The following is a 21,205-nucleotide window of genomic DNA, read 5'->3' on the forward strand; positions in this document are numbered from 1 at the left end:
TGGGAGAGAGAAAAATGAGCGAATATTTATCAATTCAACACATTCAAAAACAGTTTGATGCATTTACAGCGTTAAAAGATATTTCTTTTACTGTGAAAAAAAATGAGTTTGTTTGTTTATTAGGCCCAAGTGGCTGTGGGAAAACGACGTTGCTTCGCATTTTAGCGGGACTAGAGGAACCAACGACTGGCAGTATAGCTGTGAATGGAAAAGATATTACAGCATTGCCTCCTGGAAAGAGAAACTTCGGAATGGTTTTCCAATCGTATGCTTTATTTCCGAATTTAACAGCACTTGAAAATATTGAATACGGCTTAAAGACAAAAAAATATGGGAAAGCAGAAGTGAAAGAGAAAGCGCTAGATGCGTTAAAACTTGTAGATTTGCTGAATGTAAAAGATAAATATCCTGCTCAAATGTCTGGTGGACAACAGCAGCGAGTAGCACTTGCACGTGCGCTCGCTCTGTCTCCAGATATTTTGTTACTCGATGAGCCGTTATCAGCTTTAGATGCAAAAGTGCGTGAAAAATTACGTAGGGAAATGCGTGATTTGCAAGAGAAAATAGGAGTAACGACGATTATGGTAACGCATGATCAAGAAGAGGCATTAACGATGGCTGATAAAATTGTTGTAATGAATCATGCGGAAATTATGCAGATTGGAACACCAGAGGAGATTTATCAAAGACCAGCCAATCCGTTTGTGGCAGATTTTATTGGTTCTATTAATTTCTTTTCGAAAAATAACGAAGAACATGCAATTCGTCCTGAACATGTAACAATTGTACAAAAGGACGGTATTAAATCAGTTGTGGAAAGTATGGAATTTCGCGGATCTGTATATCGGACGGAAGTGCGAGTCTTAGAAGAAAACACACACCTTTATAATGAGAAAATTGTAGTGGATATATTAGCATCAGAAGTAGAAGCAACGGCTATTAGAAAAGGAAAGCCGATTCAAATCTCTTTCTCAGAAAATCATATGTTGTCATATGGAAAGAAGGTCATTGTATAGATGGAGATGTTAGAAAACTATAAGGTAGAAAGTACGAAAAAAAAGATTAAGAGAAGTATAGGGAAAGAGGAATGGATCCAAAGGCTCGTAATTATCGGTATGATTTTTTCTTTCCTTATCATACTTGTATTACCGCTATTACAACTATTTACACAAGCTTTTTATAATAAAGATGGAATTTTCGTTGGTTTATCGAATTTCAGTAAATATTTCACAACACCAACTTTAGTTCAGTCTTTACAAAATACAGTATGGATTTCGGGCGCAACAACAATTATTTCAGTTGCAATCGCATTCGTTTACGCATATGCAATTGCCCGTACGAATGTTTTTGGAAAGCGTGTATTTCAGTATGTAGCGTTATTACCATTGTTCGCACCAACGATGATGCACGGTATAGCACTTACATATTTATTTGGTAATCAAGGGCTAGTAACGAAAGGAATGTTTGGTTTATTTGAAGGTATACAAATCCCTTTATATGGACCAGTAGGAATTGTAATAGCTGAAGTTATGTATACATTTCCGCAAGCCTTTCTTATATTGCTAATTGCCTTCCAAGGATCTGATTATCGTTTATATGAAGCTTCTAATATGTTAGGGGCGAGTAAAACAAAGCAATTTTTCACGGTTACTTTACCTAGTGTAAAGTACGGATTAATTAGTGCAATGTTTGTTGTGTTTACACTTAGTTTTACTGATTTTGGGGCACCAAAAATTGTTGGTGGTCAATATAATGTGCTTGCTACTGACGTATACAAACAAGTAATTGGACAGCAAAATATGCCGATGGGTGCAACTGTCGGAATGATTTTATTAATCCCAGCTATATTCGCATTTGTAGTTGATCGTATTACGCAAAGAAAGCAGGCGAATTTCTTATCTTCAAAAGCAGTACCGTACAGAATAATAGCTAATAAGAAAAGAGATGTAATTTCATTCATATATTGTAGTGTGATTACACTTATGATCATTCTATTATTTGTTGCAGTTGGTATTGCTGCAAGTGTGAAAGTATGGCCATATAATATGAGTTTTACATTTGAGCATTTTAATTTTTCAAGTTTAACAGGAGATGGACTTGAAGCATTTAAAAATAGCGTAATTGTTTCAGCAGTTACAGCAGTTATTGGGGCGATTTTAACATTTGCATTCGCATATGCAATTGAGAAAATAGACCAGCTACAATTTTTCAGAAAAACAGGTTACTTTTTCTCTATAGTGCCGTTAGCGATACCAGGTTTAGTACTCGGATTAGGATATGTCTTTTTCTTTAGTCAACCAACGATTCAAATTCTTGGACTATCAGTAACGAATCCGTTTCATTCTTTATACGGAACAATCGCTGTATTAGTACTAGTAAATATCATTCATTTTTATTCTGTAACATTTGTCACGGCAACGACTGCCTTAAAGAAATTAGACCGAGAGTTTGAGCTTGTTTCGCAGTCGATGGGTATTCCGTTTTATAAAACATTCTTCCGAGTAACAGTACCAATGTGTTTACCAGCAATTTTAGAAATGGTAATGTACTACTTCGTAAATTCAATGGTAACTGTATCGGCAGTTGTATTCCTATATGCAGCTGATTTTAAACTAGCTGCCGTATCAATCGTAAATATGGATGATGCAGGAAATGTAGCGCCAGCAGCTGCAATGAGTGTACTTATTGTTGTTACAAATATTGTAGTGAGAGTTGTATATGAATGGGGAACGAAAGCACTTCGTAACCGAACTTCACAATGGCAAAAAAGATAAGTAAGAAGGGTGATGGACAGAATGAAAATTGAAGCAGTTATTTTTGATTGGGCAGGTACGACGGTTGATTACGGATGTTTTGCACCGCTAGAAGTATTCATGAAGATTTTTCAAAAACGCGGCGTTGAAATTACAGCAGAAGAAGCACGTAAGCCAATGGGATTATTAAAAATAGATCATGTAAGGGCACTAACAGAAATGCCTCGTATTGCGGATGAGTGGAAGCGTGTCTTCGGTCAATTACCAACAGAAGCAGACATTCATGAGATGTATGAAGAGTTTGAAGAAATTCTCTTTTCTATTTTACCAAGTTATGCTACGCCGATTGATGGGGTAAAAGAAGTAATCGCTTCTTTACGTGAGAGAGGCATTAAAATCGGTTCAACAACGGGCTATACGAGAGAAATGATGGAAATTGTAGCAAAGGAAGCAGCGTTACAAGGATATAAACCTGATTTTCTTGTTACGCCAGATGATGTTCCAGCAGGCCGCCCATACCCATGGATGTGCTATAAAAATGCAATGGAACTTGGTGTGTATCCGATGAACCATATGATAAAAGTAGGGGACACAGTATCAGATATGAAAGAAGGTAGAAATGCTGGAATGTGGACAGTTGGTGTAATTCTTGGAAGTAGTGAGCTTGGTTTAACGGAAGAGGAAGTGGAGAGTATGGATTTGGTAGAGCTTCGTGAAAAAATAGAAATAGTTCGTAATCGGTTTGTTGAAAATGGGGCTCATTTTACGATTGAAACGATGCAGGAGCTCGAAAACGTAATGGAACATATCGAGAAACAAGAACTTATTATTTCATAAAAGGGGCACGGGATCATGAATGAAAATCACTACTTATTATTAACACCAGGACCATTAACGACAACAAAATCAGTAAAAGAAGTTATGCTATACGATTGGTGTACGTGGGATGATGAATATAATACGATGGTGCAAGAAGTAAGAGCTAAACTTGTATCGTTAGCGACGAAGGAAGAAGAGAAATATACAACAGTATTAATGCAAGGAAGCGGTACGTTTTCAGTTGAAGCAGTAATTGGTTCTGTTATTCCAGCAAATGGGAAGCTTCTCGTTTGTACAAATGGTGCGTACGGTAAGCGAATTGTGCAAATGGCAGAGATGTTACAGATTGATGTAGTGATCAGTCAAACAGAAGAGTGGGAACCTACTAATATTGTAGAAGTAGAAAAGTTATTGCAAGAAGATAAAGAGATTACGCATATTGCAGTTGTTCATTGTGAAACAACGACAGGAATTATAAATCCAATTGTAGATGTATGTAAATTAGGACAACAGTATGGAAAGGTTACAATTGTTGATGCGATGAGTAGTTTCGGCGGGATTGAAATAGACATTGCTGATTTACAAATTGATTTTTTAATTAGTAGTGCAAATAAGTGTATTCAAGGGGTTCCTGGATTCGGATTTGTAATCGCAAAACGTGATGAATTATTGAAGTGTAAAGGGCAAGGACGCTCTTTATCTCTTGATTTATATGATCAGTGGGAAACGATGGAAAAACAAAATGGGAAATGGCGTTTTACTTCACCTACACATGTTGTACATGCTTTTTATCAAGCGCTACTTGAGCTAGAAAAAGAAGGTGGAGTAAGAGCGCGTTACAATCGATATTACAACAATCAAAAACTACTAGTGAATAGAATGGGAGAAATCGGATTTAAGCCACTAGTAGATAAGAAATATCAATCTCCTATTATTACATCTTTCATTTATCCAAAAGAGGGGTTTGAGTTTCAACAGTTATATAACGAATTAAAGCGTTATGGATTTGTTATTTACCCTGGGAAAATTTCGAAAGTAGATACGTTCCGCATTGGAAATATCGGTGATGTACATGAAGAAGATATTAATCGCTTAGTTGATTGTATTGCTAAAGGAGCTGTTATTGGGTGAAAGTATTTTGCTTAGGTGGAGCAGGTAAAATTTGTCGTGAAGCTATTTTGGATTTAGTTCAATTTTCATCTTTTGAGACGATTACTGTAGCCGATTTTAACGAGGAAGAGGGCCGTAAAGTAGTAGAATGGCTCAACGATCCTCGTGTTGATTTTGTAAAAGTAGATGTAACGAATCACGAGGATACGGTTGCAAAAATGAAAGGTTATGACATTGTAATGGACGGTACGACGATAAAGCTAAACGGATTGTCGACTCGCTGTATTGCAGAAGCAGGCTGTCACGGTGTGAACTTAAATGGATTTGGTGAAGAAAATGAATCGCATGCTATATTTGTTCAAAATGAAAAAACATGTTTACCTGGATTTGGCATGACGCCAGGTGTAACGCAAATGATGGCAATGCATGCAGCAAATCAACTGGATACTGTAGAGTCCGTCCGTGTAAGTCACGGTTCGTATCGTCCGATTGCTTTTTCTGCTTCAATTACAGAGACAACGACATATGAATATGATCCACATTTATCATCGCGTATAGTGTATGAAGATGGTGAATTTAAGCAAGTACTTCCGTTTGCGCGTCCGAGAGAAATAGAATTACCAGCGCCTTATGGTAAGGCAACACAGTATATCATTCCGCATTCTGAAACGATTACGTTAGCAAAGGCACTAGAAAATAAAGGTGTCAAACTGATAGAGACGAGAGGAACTTGGCCAAAGCAAAATATGCAACTTGTACGTGCTTTATATGATTACGGCATATTGCGTAATGATCAGATTGAAATAAACGGGAAAGAAATAGGAATTATGGATTGTATTTCGCAGTATTTATTGCAATCGAAAGAAGGTCAAGAAACAGAGCTTTATGGTTATGCACTTCATGTAGAAGTAATAGGTATGAAAAATAATGAGAAGCAAAGACATGTGTTATATCATACACATCCGTTATCTGATGGTTCTGTTGTAGGATGGGAAAAATTAAGAGCGTATACGAGAAACGTCGGTATTCCATTTGGGGTTGCTACAGAGTTAATTGCAAATGGAAATGTAAATAGGGTGGGTGTTGTTACGCCTGAAGAAGCCTTTGAAAATCCACAATTGATTTTTGATGAGCTAGCAAAGCGCGGTATTCATATTCATGAAGAAGTTTCTACTTATAAAGAAAATTATAACTTTGTATAAGTAAGGAAGTTTATAAGGGAGATATAAATGAGGTGAAGCTATGTCTGTAGTAGGAGAAGAAAGAAAGCGAACCATTCTTGAAAAGGTAGAATTTAAAGGGAAAGTAAAGGTCTCAGAATTAGCGAGAGAATTTGCTGTATCAACAGAAACGATTCGTCGATATTTAGAAGAATTAGATCGTGAAAAGAAGCTGAAAAAAGTGTATGGTGGAGCTGTTCAACTTCCAGGCGCTGGAGTAGAGGCACCAATGTTAGAAAGAGAAATGCTACATATAGAAGAGAAGAAAAGAATTGGTTATAAAGCAGCGACATTTGTAGAAGATGGTGATGTCATTGCAATTGATGATGGAAGTACACCGCTTCAGATGGTTCCATACCTTGTTCATCGTAAGAACTTAACAATTGTAACAAGTTCATTTCCAGTCGCAACACAATTAATTTCTTCTATTAATAAAAAGATGTTTCATGGTGAAGTTTTATTTATAGGTGGAAAAGTATCTCCAAAGCATTCGCGTGTATCAGGGTCTATTTCTCAGCAAGTCATACAGCAATTCCATTTTCATAAAGCGTTTGTTTCGATTGATGGGTTATTACCTAGTTTTGGAGTTTCCAGCTTTGAATTAGAGAAAGCGAAATTGTCAGAGGCGATGATGAAATTAGCTGAGAAAACATATATTTTATGTGATCATACGAAGGTAGGCGTGAAAGGGAATTATCGTATAGCAACAATTTCGCGTATTCAACACGTAATTTGTGATAAAAAAATGCCATATAGCTTTGAAGAAGAACTTATGAAGCATAATATTCAGTGGACAGTTTGTTAAATACAGTGAAAGCACATAAACTCCCACCTAATTTTTAGGAGGGAGTTTTATTATCTGTAAATCGTAAAATAAAAGATTTGCAGTTATGCAAAAAGTGGACACATTTTCTCACCTCCTTCATATAATTTACCAATACAAAAAAAGTTGGTCGAAGGAAAGAAGGGAGAACATGTCAGAACGAATATATAATAAACTTGTATTGTACGCGAATATTTTGCAAAAAATAGGTGTCATCAATGAGAAGGAAAAAAGTGAAATTCTTCATACGATAGGTAAAAAAGCCCTTTGAATAAAGGGCTTTTTATTTTGTACCTTTAAAAATATAAATTTAATGTAATATTCTCATTGACAATGATAATGAGATTCATTATCATTTATTGTGATTAATTGATAAATGTTATCAATTGTGAAAATTATATATGATAGGGGATATTATTTTGAAAAAAAATTATATGAAGGCGCTAGTAGTAGCGACAACATTAGCGATTCCATTTGCTACGTACTCTACTCCAGCATTAGCGGCATTAAAAGTTGAAGCAAATCAATCGGTAGCAGCAGCGAGTGATCGCACGTATGATACTGAGATTAAAATATATAAGGACCAAAAAGATGAGCCATCTATGGTTTCTCAATATATAAAAGATCCTAAAGTAACGATTGCAGCTGGCAAAAAAATTGTCACTGTAACAATGCAAGATAGCGATTATTTTCAATATCTTAGAATAGAAGATAAAAACCAGCCTGGTGTATTTCATGATGTGAAGGTTTTGTCAGAAGATAAGAGGAAGAATGGAACGAAGGTAGTTCAATTTGAAATTGGCGAGTTTGAGAAGAAGCACAATATGCAAATGCATATACTTATTCCAGCTATTGGATATGATCACAAATATCAAGTTCAATTTGAAATTAAAGATCCAACTGTAGGTAACAAAGAAACAGAGAAACCAGATGATAACTCTAATTCAGGAAATACGGAAACGGATAATCCAGTTGATAATCAAAATATGATAACAGATAACAAATTAAGAGAGCTTGTTAATAAAAAAGTATTTAATAGAAAAGATTTAAATACACCAATTACGAAAGAAGATTTATTACAAGTAAAGGATTTGTTTTTAAATACAAATGAGATACTTGATTATAGTGCATTAAAATATATGCCAAATTTAAAATCTTTAACAGTTGCGAATGCGAAGATAAAGGATCCGTCGTTCTTTGCGAACTTAAAGCAATTAAATCATTTAGCTTTGCGTGGTAATGAATTTGCAGATGTAACGCCACTTGTTAAGATGGATAATTTAGAATCCCTTGATTTAAGTAATAATAAAATTACAAACGTTGCACCACTAACTGAAATGAAAGATGTAAAAAGTTTATTTCTATCAGGCAACCAAATAGAAGATGTAACAGCATTAGCGAAAATGGAACAACTAGATTACTTGAATTTAGCAAATAATAAAATTACGAACGTTGCTCCATTAAGCAATTTGAAAAATGTAACATACTTAACTTTAGCAGGTAATCAAATTGAAGATATTAAACCGCTTTATACGTTACCGTTAAAAGATTTAGTATTAACACGTAATAAAGTGAAAGATTTATCAGGCATTGATCAATTGAATCAATTACAAGAGCTATGGATAGGGAAAAATGAAATAACAGATGTTACTCCTCTAAGTAAGATGACACAGTTGAAAATTTTAAACTTACCCAACAACGAGTTAAAAGATATTACTCCATTATCAAGTTTAGTAAACTTACAAAAGCTTGATTTAGAAGCGAATTATATTTCAGACTTATCACCAGTTAGTAATTTAAAAAAATTAGTATTTCTAAGTTTTGTTGCAAATGAAATCCGTGATGTCCGACCAGTTATAGAACTAAGTAAGACGGCTTATATTAATGTCCAAAATCAAAAAGTATTTTTAGAGGAAACAGAAGTAAATAAAGAAGTAAAAGTACCTATATATGAAAAAGATGGTGAGATTTCTACGAAAATCCGCCTGAAGAGCGATAATGGTACGTATAGTAATGGTGTAGTGAAATGGAGTACACCAGGTGAGAAAGTATATGAATTTGGTGTGAAAGATCCATTCGCGGATACAGGAATCTTCTTTACAGGATCTGTTATTCAAAATGTAGTAGAAAGTAAAGACGGTAATACATCTAAAGAAGATGAGAAAACAGAAGTGGTAGAATTTAAAGATGTACCAAAGGGACATTGGTCAGAAGAAGCAATTAATTACTTAGCCAAAGAAAAATTATTTATAGGCTATGGAAATGGTGAATTTGGATTTGGTGATAACATTACTCGTGGACAAGTAGCACTTCTAATACAAAGGTATTTAAAATTAGAAAATAATCTAGAACAAAAAACGGCATTTACAGATACGAAAGGAAATATGTATGAAACGGCTATTGATGCAGTGGTTCAAGCTGGAATTATGACAGGCTATGGAAATGGTATGTTCCGTCCGGATGGAGTATTAACTCGATATGAAATGTCAGTAGTACTACAAAGAGTATTTCAGTTAAAAGAAAATGAAAATAGTGCAGAGAATTTTAAAGATGTACCAAATGGCCATTGGGCGAAAGGATATGTGAAAGCTTTAGTGGATAATAAAATATCAAAAGGCGACGGGGAAGGGAATTTTTTAGGAGATAATTTCGTAACACGTGAACAATACGCACAGTTTTTGTATAATGCAATAAAGAAATAAAGTGAAACTTTATTCAGTGGGGGTTTTGTTCATTCCCCACTGATTAGTAGCCCTCACGAATCGGGCTGCCCGTTAATGCGGAATAAAAAATGAGGAAAATACGCTATTCTTTAATTAAAGAATAGCGTATTTTTTATGTTCAAAATGAAATAGGAAATAGATAGGAGTATAGACATATGAATAGCCTATTTTAAAGAAGAACCACGAAACTATATTGACAAAAAAGCGTTCTCATGTGATAATTCAATTAAATTTTTAGAATAATCAAAAAATATTCCTTTTACATAGAAAGGATTCGAACCTTATATGAATATTATGCCGGGGGTGACGAAATGTTATTTTTTCTGAAGAAATGGAATGAATTAAAAGATGTGAAATCTGAATTGGCACTTCGTGATTGGTTTTATGGTACCAAAATTAGCTTATCGCTATGTACGTCAAAAGAGCCGTTAACATTTTTAGTAAATGTTGAGGGAAGAGATAAAGGGCTATTTTCGGAAGAAGATTTTATTGTCGTAAATTGCATGTGCGAGTCAGTATTTGAAAATGAAGAAAAACCAGCTGCAGAGTCATTTATGCATGCGGATATTTATAAAAAAAGTAGTGCAGGATGTATTTTACAAGTGCAGACTGTAGATAGTCATTTAATATCAGAGTTATATGGGGAAGAAGGAGAAGTAACGTTCGATAAACGCAGTGTGGAGCGTGTTTTCGGAAAAGAAGGTATAACAGAAATGACAATTCCAATTGTAGAAGATGAAAAAAAATTCGCTGATTTATTAGAAAGCAATGTTCCGAATTTTATTGAAGGTGGAGGAGTAGTTCTTGTTCATAATTACGGCATGATTGTGTGGGGAAAAACGCCAGAAGAAGCGAAAAAATGGCTAGAGGGTATAGAATATTTAATGAACTATCATGTAAAGTTATTAATGATTAAGGGTGCAAGGAGCTCTGTTATATAAAAATGGATGTGATATGGCTACAAGTTAATAAACAAATGAAAGCGTTTTAAAAATAATTTCACTCATAAAATATAGGTCTCCTTATTATATATAGATTACATGTTGACATGTAAGGAGGAACATATTTTGCGAGTTAAATATCATTTTCTGCCAAAGCAGCAAGTAACATTTTGCAAGATAAATGATTCTGGTGAAGAGGCACTGCAAATGATGAACGAAACGGGATTTCGAGCCATCCCGGTATTAGCAGAAGATGAGAAGAAATTCACGGGGATTATTTATAAAGTAGATTTATTAGAAAAAAAATGCAATAGCGGATTAGAGCATGTAAGTGCAGGGGATATGCTTGATGATTCCAATGCATTTATTTTTGAAAAGGATTCATTCTTCAGAGCTTTTTATGTAATTCGTCGGCTTCCGTTTTTAGCTGTGCTAAATGATTATAATGAATTTGTCGGTATGTTAACGCATTCGAATATATTTGATGTTATTGAAGATTCATTTGGTATGCGAACAGGTGGTTATATATTAACAATTGCAACACAAGATTGTAAGGGAACGATTAAAGAGCTTGGGACATTGTTAAAAGCATATAATATCGGTGGCCTATTTACGCTAGATAACGGTGATCAATATATCCGCCGCGTTATTGTAAATATATCAGATGAGTTAGATGAAACAAGATTAAAGCAATTAATCCGAAAAATAGAGAAAAAAGGATTCAGAGTGAGTCATGTAGATTATATTTAAGTTAAAAAAAGTACCTATCTGTTATATATAGATAGGTACTTTTTTGTCCCGCCATTTGTGGGCAGTAAAATCCGCGCCTCAAAATTCAGCGTAAGCAAAGAAGTTAAGTGGGGGGCGGACTGCCAGTAAAAGCCCAATTGGTGAGGGCTGATTAAAGTTTCACTTTATGTGAGTAATCAACTTTATTTTGAAACAGGAGGCGGGGATAATGCTAGATCAGATAAGAAAATAAAGTCTGCATGCTCACGAATTTTAGGGATAGAAGTTTCAATAACGCGTGATGTAATTTCACCTGGAGGGCCCACATGCCCGATAGCTACCATAATAGGTTTTTCTTGAATTTTTTTGATGAGTAATTGGGCTTGTTTTGAAATATGTCCTGCTGTATACACATCATCAAAAAATAGTTGGTTTTCAACAATAGGAACTCCTAATTCTTTTCCGATTTTTGGGACGACACTATTAGGATTCGTTTTACTATCTAAGTAAAATAAACCGTGTTTTTTACAAGCAGCAAGTATAAGGCGAACAATTCTTTCATCCGCTGTTACTTTTGACCCCATATGATTGTTCATTCCAATTGCATGCGGTACTTCTTGGATCGCTTGTTCAAGTCGGTTGTTTATTTCTTCATCGCTTAAATCAGTTGTAATTGCTTTCGGCCCAAGCCATTCTTTTTTACCTTTTATAGGTTCCATTGGCATATGTATAATAACTTCATGGCCTTTCTTATGGGCAGCTATTGCATCTTCTTTTGTGGAAGGAAGAAAAGGCATAACAGCAACAGTGAGTGGAATGGGAAGTGATAACATTTGATTAGTCCCCTTCATATTATTTCCGAAATCATCAATGACAATAGCAACTTTATTCGTATGAGCATTTGCTTGAATAGGAAATAAGAAGGACGGTAAAAACAAAACAATGATGAATAATGCAATCGTATATTTTCGCATATAAATATTTCCTTTCTATTGTTATCCCGCTATTTGTGGGTAGTAAAACTCCCACCTCAACATTGGGCTGGATAGGTGGGAGACCCACTGCCTATAAACGCCCGATTGGTGAATGCTAATAATCAGTGGGGGCTGAACAAAAAACACTGATTAAAGTTTCACTTTATCAATCATCATTATGTTTTGCTTTTTTATATAAATTAAACAAAAAATGTCGAAGAAAAGTAGATGGAAAATTAAGAATCCCCGGTTTACGTAGAATTTATAAAAAAACAAGATGAAAAAAATGTCTATTATTGCGAATGTATTTACAAAGATAGAATAATTTGTAATAATTCTCAAAGTGAGGGTAAAGATTTGTAAATTACAGGGAGAAAATGTTAAATTTTCTGATTCTTCAAATTTGCATATGATTAAGTAGTTAAAAAAGTCAATGGAGAAGTGAAGTTAAGAGCATGGAAGTATAATAAGGGGGATATGGATGTTTACTGTAAAAAGGAAGTACACATTAGAAAAGCTTTCACGTGATATTCATATGAAACGTGAAGAAATGATTCAACTAGGATTAACAAGTGGGCTAAATAGTAGGGAGACAATTCAAGTTAGTCAAGAATTGGACAAGCTTATTTTACAATATCAATGTTATAAAGAAAAACAAACACCGAAATGGTTTTCAATTATAAAAATACCTATTTTCCAAATCGGGTATGAAGGAAAATCAAATAATTTTTGGCGAATGCTTGTGGCTGGTTTTATGAAATAAGTATAATTACCCTTATAGGATAAGGATAATTATACTATGTGTAACGGAATTTCGATATGAACTGTTGTTCCTTCGTTTTCTGTACTGTCAATAAAAATATGCCCATTATACATCTCTACAATTCGTTTACATATGACAAGTCCAAGACCTGTTCCAGTATCTTTATTAGTAAAGAACGGATGAAAGAGGTGTTTTTGAATATGTTGCGGAATCCCTTTTCCAGTATCTATAATCTGCAATTGTGCGTGTGTTTCATTGTTTTTTACTACAATGGTTAGTGTATCACTAGAAGTCATGGCCTCAATTGCATTTTTTGTAATGTTTAAAACCACTTGTTTCATATGGTCTTTCGAACAACGGATATGAACAGGATGGTCTGGCAAATGTAAATGGAATACAATGTTATGTAAATTCGCCTCAGATTGAATAATTAATGCTACCTCATTTAGAATTGTTCTTACATCATACGTTTGTTCGATGATGGCGGTTGGCTTTCCGAGAATAAGAAATTCACTTACAATTTCATTGATTCGCTCTATTTCTTGTTCAATTACGGAAAAGTAGAACTGATCTTGCTCATCTTTATATTTCTCTTTTAATAGAGCGACGAGCCCTTTAATTCCAGTAAGAGGATTACGGATTTCGTGTGCTGTACTCGCTGCAAAAGTTCCAACTAATTCAATTTTCTGTAGTTCATTTTGTTGTCTTTCAAGTTTTGTTTGCCGTTTTAACAAAATATATTGAGCAAGTAAAAATAAAATAGACATTAAAAATAAAGTAGCTATACACTCTATTGTAACCCACTGGTATAAGGTTTTTTGATGAATAGGTAATGGAGAAACAGAGACCTTCCAATTTAATCTTTGGAGTGGGGTAGTAAGCATATTAGAATGCGTATCACTTGTGTCGTTATTATCATCGGTTAGAAAAACTACATCATGTTTATCAGTTACCTCAAAATGGTATTGTGGTTTAATGGCATTTAAAGAAGATGAAATGTAATCAAAGCGTAAACTAGCTAATAATAATCCTGAGAGCTCCTTCTGTTTATTAAATATGGGGGCAGCAATTATAATAGCTTTATGTCCAAGAACGCGATCAGTAATGACTGATGATACAGTGGTTTTTTTAGTTTGGAGCGCGTCTTGAATATATTTACGGTCTGAAACATCTATAGGCTTTGATTCATCTTCAGATGCGATTGTAATGACTCCTTCTGGTGTAGCGTAATATAGACCAGAAAAGCGTGCATCGTTTCCATCTGTATCATGTACAATTTGTTTAATGCCATTTATATTACCAGTCTCGGTGCCTACAACTTTTGCAAGCATGTCTAAAGCAGAAATTGCTTCACCAAGATGATGATCCAAATAATCTCTATATAAAAAGAGAACTGTATGAGCAGATAATTTGTTTTCCTGTTTCATTTTATATGTATGATACGAATAAAATGTAGCACCAATCCCTATTGTCGGTAGGATAACAAGCAATATATATACAATTATGCTTTGGAATTTGACTTTCAAATGTGGTACTCCTTCTTTTTTTATTATCATTATATATAAACTATGTTAAAATTGTCATGTTTTTATTCAAGAATGATTCTTAATATATTAGGGGAGAGGAAATGGATGAGTGAATGCTCATTCGGAATTCACATGAAGTATGAAGTGGCATTTTCTTTTTATTGCTGAGAATTTAAGTGAAGGGTTGAAAGTTGTATGACATCAAATAATGAACGAGAAGATATTTCTCAATCTTTAAAAGTATTTATTGCATTATCTCGTGTACATCGTTCTGTTATGGATACTACAAATAAATCTATACAAAGTAACGGATTAAATCCAACTGAATTTGCTGTATTAGAACTGCTATATCATAAAGGCGGTCAACCACTTCAGCAAATTGGTGAGCGTATTTTAATAGCTAGTGGCAGCATTACATATGTTGTAGATAAGCTGGAGAAAAAGGGATTAGTAAAGAGAATTCCATGTCCGAATGACAGACGTGTTATTTACGCGCAATTAACTGAGTCTGGCGAGAACTTTATTGCTTCTATTTTTCCGGGGCATGAGAAAGTTATACATCAGTCTTTTGAAATGTTAACGAAAGATGAAAAAGATGAATTACTTGATTTATTAAAAAAAATTGGGAAGTATGAAAAATAATATGTTCCAAAGGAGCTTTGGATAAATAAATCCAAGGCTTTTTTTATTTGTAATGAACTCAGGGCAGTCACTGCCGAAATTTGTTGAAAATTAAGAGGGAATTCAAGAATACGTATTGAATTATAATAAAGGTATGTAATGGAGAGGAGGCTCGTTCATGTCATTTAAAGACTATGAATATAAACGCCCAAATATTGAAGAGTTAAAAGAGAAATTTACTGTTGCTTTAGAGAAGTTTGATAACGCAAAAACTGTAGAAGAACAAAAACAAGTCATTCATTCAATTAATGAGATTCGCAACGATTTTGGTACAATGGGAAACCTTTGTTACATTCGCCATTCTGTTGATACGACGGATACTTTTTATAAGGAGGAGCAGGATTTCTTTGATGAATTCTCTCCAGTTGTACAAGGATATGGTACAAAATATTATAAGGCACTCATTAATTCTCCATTTCGTGAAGAATTAGAGGCGTATTATGGAAAACAATTATTTGCTCTAGCAGAATGTGATTTAAAAACATATTCAGATGAAGTCGTGAAAGATTTACAATTAGAAAATAAATTATCATCGCAATATACACAGTTATTAGCATCTGCAAAAATTGACTTTGCTGGAGAAGAAAGAACGTTATCGCAACTGATTCCGTTTATGCAAGGAAAAGAAAGAAGCGAACGTAAAGCAGCAAGTGAAGCATACTACGGATTTTTAGCTGGAAATGAGGAAGAACTAGATCGTATTTATGATGAGCTTGTTAAAGTGAGAACGAAAATCGCAAAATCTTTAGGTTTCAAAAACTTTGTTGAACTTGGATATGCAAGAATGTACCGTACAGATTATAATGCGGAGATGGTGGCTAATTACCGTCAGCAAGTGCTAGATTATATCGTTCCCGTTACAACGGAATTAAGAAAGCGACAACAAGCACGTATCGGTGTAGAGAAGTTAGCTTATTACGACGAAAACTTTGAGTTTGCTACAGGTAACCCAACTCCAAAAGGAGATGCGGATTGGATTGTTGATCATGGAAAGACAATGTATAAAGAGTTATCGGCTGAAACAGATGAATTTTTCAATTTCATGCTAGATAATGATTTATTAGATTTAGTTGCGAAAAAAGGAAAAGCTGGTGGCGGATATTGTACATATATTGAGAATTATAAAGCGCCATTTATTTTCTCAAACTTCAATGGAACATCTGGTGACATTGATGTATTAACACATGAAGCAGGTCATGCCTTCCAAGTATATGAAAGTCGTAAATTTGAAATTCCAGAATATAATTGGCCAACATATGAGGCGTGTGAAATCCACTCTATGAGTATGGAATTCTTTACATGGCCATGGATGAAGCTATTCTTTGAAGAAGATGCAGATAAATATTACTTCTCTCACTTAAGTTCAGCACTTCTGTTTTTACCTTATGGTGTATCTGTTGATGAATATCAACATTATGTATATGAAAATCCTGAAGCATCACCTGAAGAGCGTAAGACAGCATGGCGTAACATAGAGAAGAAATATTTACCACATCGTGATTATGAGGAGAATGATTATTTAGAGCGCGGTGGTTTTTGGCAACGTCAAGGGCATATTTATAGCTCACCGTTCTATTATATTGATTACACGCTTGCTCAAATTTGTGCGCTACAATTTTGGAAACGTGCAAGAGATAATAGACAAGAGGCGTGGGAAGATTATGTGAATCTGTGCCAACAAGGTGGAAGTAAATCGTTCTTAGAATTAGTAGAGGTTGCAAATTTAACATCACCATTTGCTGAAGGCTGTGTGAAAAGTGTTATTACAGAAATTGAAGCATGGTTACATGCGATTGACGACACAAAATTGTAAAAAACATGCGCTTTTTTCACATGTTTAACATCGACATAATGGGAAAATGATGAGATAATAAAAGAAAATTCAGAATACTGAAGGGGTGTTTCTAATAAGGAGCACCTCTTTTCACCAACAAAAGGGGGGAACAAGTATGCTTCAATCTAATATGGATGTAAGTTTAGAAAGTTTAGTAAACTCATTACAGGCTACTCGAAGCACGCTATTATCAGAAATTGAAATGTTAAATGACACAGAAGTGAATGTAAAGCCACGCCGTGATAAATGGAGTATTATTCAAATTTTACACCACTTGCATTTAGTTGAACAATCTGTCACGTCTGCCCTTGTATATGCTTTACAAAAAAATGAAAGAAACATGACTCCATTTAAAGACCTCCAACTTACGCTTGATCGCACACATAAACGAGAAGCTCCTCAGCAAATGCAACCAACAGAAACTTTAATGAAAAAACAGCAAGGAATTCAATTACTAGAACATTCACGCCAAGAACTATTACACGCGCTTCATAGTGTTATAGATGAAAAAGATTTATTTGAAAATGGATTAAAGCATCCTGTTTTTAATGATCTGAATTTGTATCAATGGGTTCAATTTCTTGATTTGCATGAACAAAGACATCTTACGCAGTTAAAAGAGGCGAAACATGCAATTTTGCAACGCTAAAGTGGAAGAAGTGGGAAACCACTTCTTTTTTGATACGTGCATAGTTTTCTTTCTTATTTTGGAATACTACATGGAGAAAGAAAAGAAGGAGTTGAAAAAACATGTCTAAGAAGAAGCGAGAAGAAGAGCGCGCCTGGAAAGCACGTAAAGAAAATCAACAACCGCACGGAAAAGTGAAAGCTTTTGCTGAATTAGTTGAAGGAACAGAAAAAACGTGATGAGTATTTCATCACGTTTTTTGTATGAGTGGAAAAGTTAATAAAAAGGTTGTACCGATTCCTTTTTCACTTATAATATCAATTTTTCCATTCATAGCTTGAACAACACTGAATACGACCATCATTCCAAGTCCAGTACCTTTTTCTTTCGTTGAATAAAAGGGCGAACCAAGACGTTTTACTTGTTCTGAATCCATACCGACTCCTGTATCTTTTATATATAACTGAATATGCTTATGATCAGGAACTAATGTGAAATAAAGATCACCGCCTTTTGGCATAGCCTCAATGCAATTTTTTAAAATATTTAATAAACATTGATTTAGTTTTTGCTTTTCTCCAGCGATAAAAAAAGAAGTGCTTTGCTTTATATAATGAGTACGTACATTTGTTAAATTAGCAAGCGGTGTAATTAACGACAATGCATGTAGTAATTCTTCTTCTAACTGTAATGTTTGTTCTTTTTCAATGCTTGGTTTAGCAAAGGTTAAATAATCTGTAAGAACATGATTTGCTTGTTCGATGCCATTAATGGCAATGTCGATATATAATTTTCGTTCCTGCTCAGTGCATGTATCTGATTGTAACAGTTGTAAAAAACCTTTCGTTGAAGTTAATGGATTGCGAATTTCATGAGAGATAGACGCTGCCATTTCACCAATTAAATGAAACTTTTCAGCATTTATAAGTTCGTTTTGGAGACGAACTTGAGTTTGTAATATGTGTAGTAAATATAAAATTAGAATCGTACCAAGCATTGAACATAATTCATACACAATAATATGCGGTATATAATCAGTCTTATTTGTAACCTTTGAAAGGAAGAAGGGTATCCAACTAAATCCGTATGTGAGACTGTAGATAATAGCAAGTGTTATTTTTATACGATTAGAAGTTCGATTGAAAAATTTATATGTTAATAATAGAACAATAAATAGAAGAACAGAACCGATAAGAGATGGGAAAACACCTATCCCACCTAATAATAAGCGATATATGTTTAATACAACTAAGATAGAACCACCAGCAATAGGCCCTCCCGTTAATGTACCGACAATTAATACAATATGGCGCATATCAAATTGAAAACCATTATTTGTTTTTGCTGCAAATGTAATACAGAGTACGGTAGCAAGGCAACATAGTACAATGAATATAGCTGAATTTAATTTAGGAGAGCGTTTCCCTTTTTGATTCCAAAATAAATGATATACGAGCATTGTAATCAGGATGAATAATATATTTAAAAAGAGATAAATAATAAAGGGTTTCAGTGGGATGCCTCCTCTCTTCTTATATTAAATTAATCATACTATAAAATGAAAGAAATGAAATAATAAATAGCTGAAAAATCAGAAATTTTTACGCTAGTATACAATATGTTACAATAAGCTGTGTCAATGAAAGAAGAAATTCCGTGCACCGCGCGGGAGAGGTTCGCGAACTCCCTCTATAAAAAACTATGGAAACAACAATATCCTTAGGTATTGTTTTGTTTTTTTTATTGTGACAGTTCAAGAACGTTCTTTCTTCTTATTTATAGTAGAGAAGGAGAATGAGTGAAATGAAAAAAGAAAAAGCAGTTGTTGTTTTTAGTGGAGGACAAGATAGTACGACATGTTTATTTTGGGCAATAGAGCAGTTTGCAGAGGTAGAAGCTGTAACGTTTAATTACAATCAACGTCATAAGCTAGAAATTGATTGTGCAGCGGAAATTGCAAAAGAACTAGGAATAAAGCATACGGTACTAGATATGAGTCTATTAAATCAACTTGCTCCAAATGCTTTAACGAGAACGGATATGGAGATTACACATGAAGAAGGTGAATTGCCATCGACATTTGTAGATGGACGAAATTTACTCTTCTTATCATTTGCTGCTGTATTAGCAAAACAAGTTGGAGCACGTCATATTGTAACGGGTGTATGTGAAACTGATTTCAGTGGTTATCCAGACTGCCGTGACGTGTTTGTGAAATCGTTAAATGTTACTTTAAATTTATCTATGGATTACCCGTTTGTCATTCACACGCCACTTATGTGGATTGATAAGGCTGAAACATGGAAATTATCAGATGAACTTGGAGCATTTGAGTTTGTTCGAGAAAAAACATTAACATGTTATAACGGAATCATTGGTGATGGTTGCGGTGAATGTCCAGCATGTCAACTTCGTAAAGCAGGATTAGATACGTACCTACAAGAACGCGAAGGAGCGAACAACTAATGGATAACTTTTTTGGATTTCGCATCGTAGAGAATTTGCAAAAAATGGACAAGGATATTCAGCGTAAACAACTCAAATACCATAATAAAAGAGTAATGGTCAGCAAGGAATTTACATTTGATGCAGCACACCATTTACACTGTTATGAAGGGAAATGTAAAAACTTACATGGTCACACATATAAAGTTGTATTTGGAATTAGTGGATATGTAAATGAAATAGGTCTTGCAATTGACTTTGGAGATATAAAAGAAATTTGGAAGAATGAAATAGAAATTTATCTAGATCATCGTTATTTAAACGAAACGTTACCTGCAATGAATACGACTGCTGAAAATATGGTCGTTTGGATTTATGAAAAGATGGCAGAAGCACTAACAAAAGAGAATCGAGTGAACGAATATAAAGGAGCTCGCGTTGAATTTGTTCGTCTATTTGAGACGCCGACTAGTTATGCGGAAGTAAGACGGGAGTGGATGCTTGATGAGTAAAATCCCTGTCTTAGAAATATTCGGTCCGACTATTCAAGGTGAAGGAATGGTTGTAGGGCAAAAGACAATGTTTATCCGTACAGCTGGTTGTGATTATAGCTGTGCTTGGTGTGATTCTGCTTTTACGTGGGATGGATCAGCTAAAGATCAAATTAGACAGATGACACCAGAAGATATTTGGGATGAGCTTGTTGCAATTGGAGGAGAAAATTTTTCTCATGTTACGATTTCAGGTGGAAATCCGGCATTACTGAAAAATATTGAGTTTCTTCTTTCTATATTAAAAGAAAATGGAATGCGAACGGCAATTGAAACGCAAGGGAGTAAATGGCAAGATTGGTTACTTCAAATTGATGAGATAACAATTTCTCCAAAACCACCAAGTTCAACGATGAAAACAGATTTTCAGAGGTTAGATGCTATTATTCAGAAACTAGCAGGAAAAGATATTAGTTTAAAAGTAGTAGTATTCGATGATCATGATTTTGAATATGCAGTTAAGATGCACGAACGTCATCCAAAGGTACCATTTTTCTTACAAGTAGGAAACGATGATACAAAAACAGTGGATGATGCGATGCTTATAAAAAAATTATTAGATAAGTATGAATGGCTGATTGATAAAGCTGTAAATTGTAAAGAGATGAATGATGCAAAAGTATTGCCTCAGCTTCATGCGTTAGTATGGGGAAATAAGCGCGGCGTATAACGAGAAGGGATGTTT

At 34.5% G+C, this 21,205-nt stretch carries 20 protein-coding genes and 1 riboswitch; of the genes, 17 read left to right on the top strand and 3 right to left on the bottom strand.

All coding sequences use genetic code 11. The features are described 5' to 3' along the window. The first annotated feature begins 14 nt into the window (after nt 1–14). From V7S45_RS06510 to cbpA, 9 genes are all read left to right on the top strand, one after another. Complete coding sequence (locus V7S45_RS06510) at nt 15–1,016, top strand: putative 2-aminoethylphosphonate ABC transporter ATP-binding protein (protein ID WP_000006189.1); 1,002 nt, start codon at nt 15–17, stop codon at nt 1,014–1,016. Beyond that, nucleotides 1,017–2,774 (top strand): putative 2-aminoethylphosphonate ABC transporter permease subunit, encoded by a 1,758-nt coding sequence (locus V7S45_RS06515; RefSeq protein WP_025687764.1) that lies wholly within the window; start codon nt 1,017–1,019, stop codon nt 2,772–2,774. It begins immediately after the preceding gene. A 21-nt stretch (nt 2,775–2,795) separates the two neighbouring features. Beyond that, nucleotides 2,796–3,590 carry a phosphonoacetaldehyde hydrolase gene (gene phnX / locus V7S45_RS06520; RefSeq protein WP_025687765.1) on the top strand — a complete coding sequence of 265 codons (795 nt, stop codon included), beginning with the start codon at nt 2,796–2,798 and terminating at the stop codon, nt 3,588–3,590. Nucleotides 3,591–3,605: 15 nt separating this feature from the next. Then, nucleotides 3,606–4,703: a 2-aminoethylphosphonate--pyruvate transaminase gene (gene phnW / locus V7S45_RS06525; RefSeq protein ID WP_001004774.1), complete on the top strand. Its 1,098-nt coding sequence runs from the start codon at nt 3,606–3,608 to the stop codon at nt 4,701–4,703. Continuing rightward, entirely contained in the window at nt 4,700–5,884 is a 1,185-nt protein-coding gene (locus tag V7S45_RS06530; RefSeq protein WP_000862165.1) for a saccharopine dehydrogenase C-terminal domain-containing protein, read from the top strand. Before phnW ends, V7S45_RS06530 begins: the two co-directional genes overlap by 4 nt. 40 nt (nt 5,885–5,924) lie before the next feature. Further along, entirely contained in the window at nt 5,925–6,707 is a 783-nt protein-coding gene (locus tag V7S45_RS06535) for a DeoR/GlpR family DNA-binding transcription regulator (RefSeq protein ID WP_025687766.1), read from the top strand. A 419-nt stretch (nt 6,708–7,126) separates the two neighbouring features. Next, the gene (locus tag V7S45_RS06540; protein WP_088345370.1) at nt 7,127–9,427 is read left to right on the top strand and encodes an NEAT domain-containing leucine-rich repeat protein; all 2,301 of its coding nucleotides are present in this window, start codon (nt 7,127–7,129) and stop codon (nt 9,425–9,427) included. 332 nt (nt 9,428–9,759) lie between these two features. Continuing rightward, entirely contained in the window at nt 9,760–10,389 is a 630-nt protein-coding gene (locus V7S45_RS06545) for a class II aldolase/adducin family protein (RefSeq protein ID WP_000896006.1), read from the top strand. A 126-nt stretch (nt 10,390–10,515) separates the two neighbouring features. Beyond that, nucleotides 10,516–11,139 carry a cyclic di-AMP binding protein CbpA gene (cbpA, locus tag V7S45_RS06550; protein WP_025687768.1) on the top strand — a complete coding sequence of 208 codons (624 nt, stop codon included), beginning with the start codon at nt 10,516–10,518 and terminating at the stop codon, nt 11,137–11,139. Between the two features lie 182 nt (nt 11,140–11,321). Here the strand turns inward: cbpA and V7S45_RS06555 are convergent, their stop codons facing one another. After that, nucleotides 11,322–12,092 carry a divergent polysaccharide deacetylase family protein gene (locus tag V7S45_RS06555; protein WP_025687769.1) on the bottom strand — a complete coding sequence of 257 codons (771 nt, stop codon included), beginning with the start codon at nt 12,090–12,092 and terminating at the stop codon, nt 11,322–11,324. Between the two features lie 481 nt (nt 12,093–12,573). Between V7S45_RS06555 and V7S45_RS06560 the strand changes: the two genes are divergently transcribed. Beyond that, nucleotides 12,574–12,855: an aspartyl-phosphate phosphatase Spo0E family protein gene (locus tag V7S45_RS06560; protein WP_000495536.1), complete on the top strand. Its 282-nt coding sequence runs from the start codon at nt 12,574–12,576 to the stop codon at nt 12,853–12,855. A 29-nt stretch (nt 12,856–12,884) separates the two neighbouring features. Here V7S45_RS06560 and V7S45_RS06565 read toward each other — a convergent pair whose 3' ends face one another. Further along, entirely contained in the window at nt 12,885–14,381 is a 1,497-nt protein-coding gene (locus tag V7S45_RS06565; protein WP_025687770.1) for a DUF3149 domain-containing protein, read from the bottom strand. 195 nt (nt 14,382–14,576) lie between these two features. On the opposite strand from V7S45_RS06565, the gene V7S45_RS06570 reads away from it, so the two are divergent. From V7S45_RS06570 to V7S45_RS06585, 4 genes are all read left to right on the top strand, one after another. Beyond that, nucleotides 14,577–15,023, top strand: coding sequence for a MarR family transcriptional regulator (locus tag V7S45_RS06570; protein ID WP_000203336.1), 447 nt, complete (start codon nt 14,577–14,579; stop codon nt 15,021–15,023). 157 nt (nt 15,024–15,180) lie between these two features. After that, nucleotides 15,181–16,875, top strand: coding sequence for a M3 family oligoendopeptidase (locus tag V7S45_RS06575; protein ID WP_000008577.1), 1,695 nt, complete (start codon nt 15,181–15,183; stop codon nt 16,873–16,875). Nucleotides 16,876–17,011: 136 nt separating this feature from the next. Then, nucleotides 17,012–17,545, top strand: coding sequence for a DinB family protein (locus V7S45_RS06580; protein ID WP_000941961.1), 534 nt, complete (start codon nt 17,012–17,014; stop codon nt 17,543–17,545). Between the two features lie 101 nt (nt 17,546–17,646). Beyond that, the gene (locus V7S45_RS06585; RefSeq protein WP_000038355.1) at nt 17,647–17,763 is read left to right on the top strand and encodes a DUF6254 family protein; all 117 of its coding nucleotides are present in this window, start codon (nt 17,647–17,649) and stop codon (nt 17,761–17,763) included. Nucleotides 17,764–17,774: 11 nt separating this feature from the next. Here the strand turns inward: V7S45_RS06585 and kinB are convergent, their stop codons facing one another. After that, nucleotides 17,775–18,983 (bottom strand): sporulation sensor histidine kinase KinB, encoded by a 1,209-nt coding sequence (kinB, locus tag V7S45_RS06590; protein WP_000964151.1) that lies wholly within the window; start codon nt 18,981–18,983, stop codon nt 17,775–17,777. A 206-nt stretch (nt 18,984–19,189) separates the two neighbouring features. After that, nucleotides 19,190–19,233, top strand: a riboswitch (PreQ1 riboswitch). A gap of 94 nt (nt 19,234–19,327) precedes the next feature. Between kinB and queC the strand changes: the two genes are divergently transcribed. Genes queC through queE form a run of 3 tightly spaced genes read left to right on the top strand, consistent with a single transcriptional unit; the run spans nt 19,328 to nt 21,190 of the window. Next, nucleotides 19,328–19,990, top strand: a complete 663-nt coding sequence (gene queC, locus V7S45_RS06595; protein ID WP_000711595.1) for a 7-cyano-7-deazaguanine synthase QueC — start codon at nt 19,328–19,330, stop codon at nt 19,988–19,990. Further along, nucleotides 19,990–20,481 (top strand): 6-carboxytetrahydropterin synthase QueD, encoded by a 492-nt coding sequence (gene queD / locus V7S45_RS06600; RefSeq protein WP_000368414.1) that lies wholly within the window; start codon nt 19,990–19,992, stop codon nt 20,479–20,481. Before queC ends, queD begins: the two co-directional genes overlap by 1 nt. After that, the gene (gene queE, locus V7S45_RS06605) at nt 20,474–21,190 is read left to right on the top strand and encodes a 7-carboxy-7-deazaguanine synthase QueE (protein WP_342761697.1); all 717 of its coding nucleotides are present in this window, start codon (nt 20,474–20,476) and stop codon (nt 21,188–21,190) included. Before queD ends, queE begins: the two co-directional genes overlap by 8 nt. Nucleotides 21,191–21,205 lie beyond the last annotated feature (15 nt).

This window comes from Bacillus sp. BR3(2024) (assembly GCF_039134555.1).
In the GTDB taxonomy this organism is placed as follows: domain Bacteria; phylum Bacillota; class Bacilli; order Bacillales; family Bacillaceae_G; genus Bacillus_A; species Bacillus_A cereus.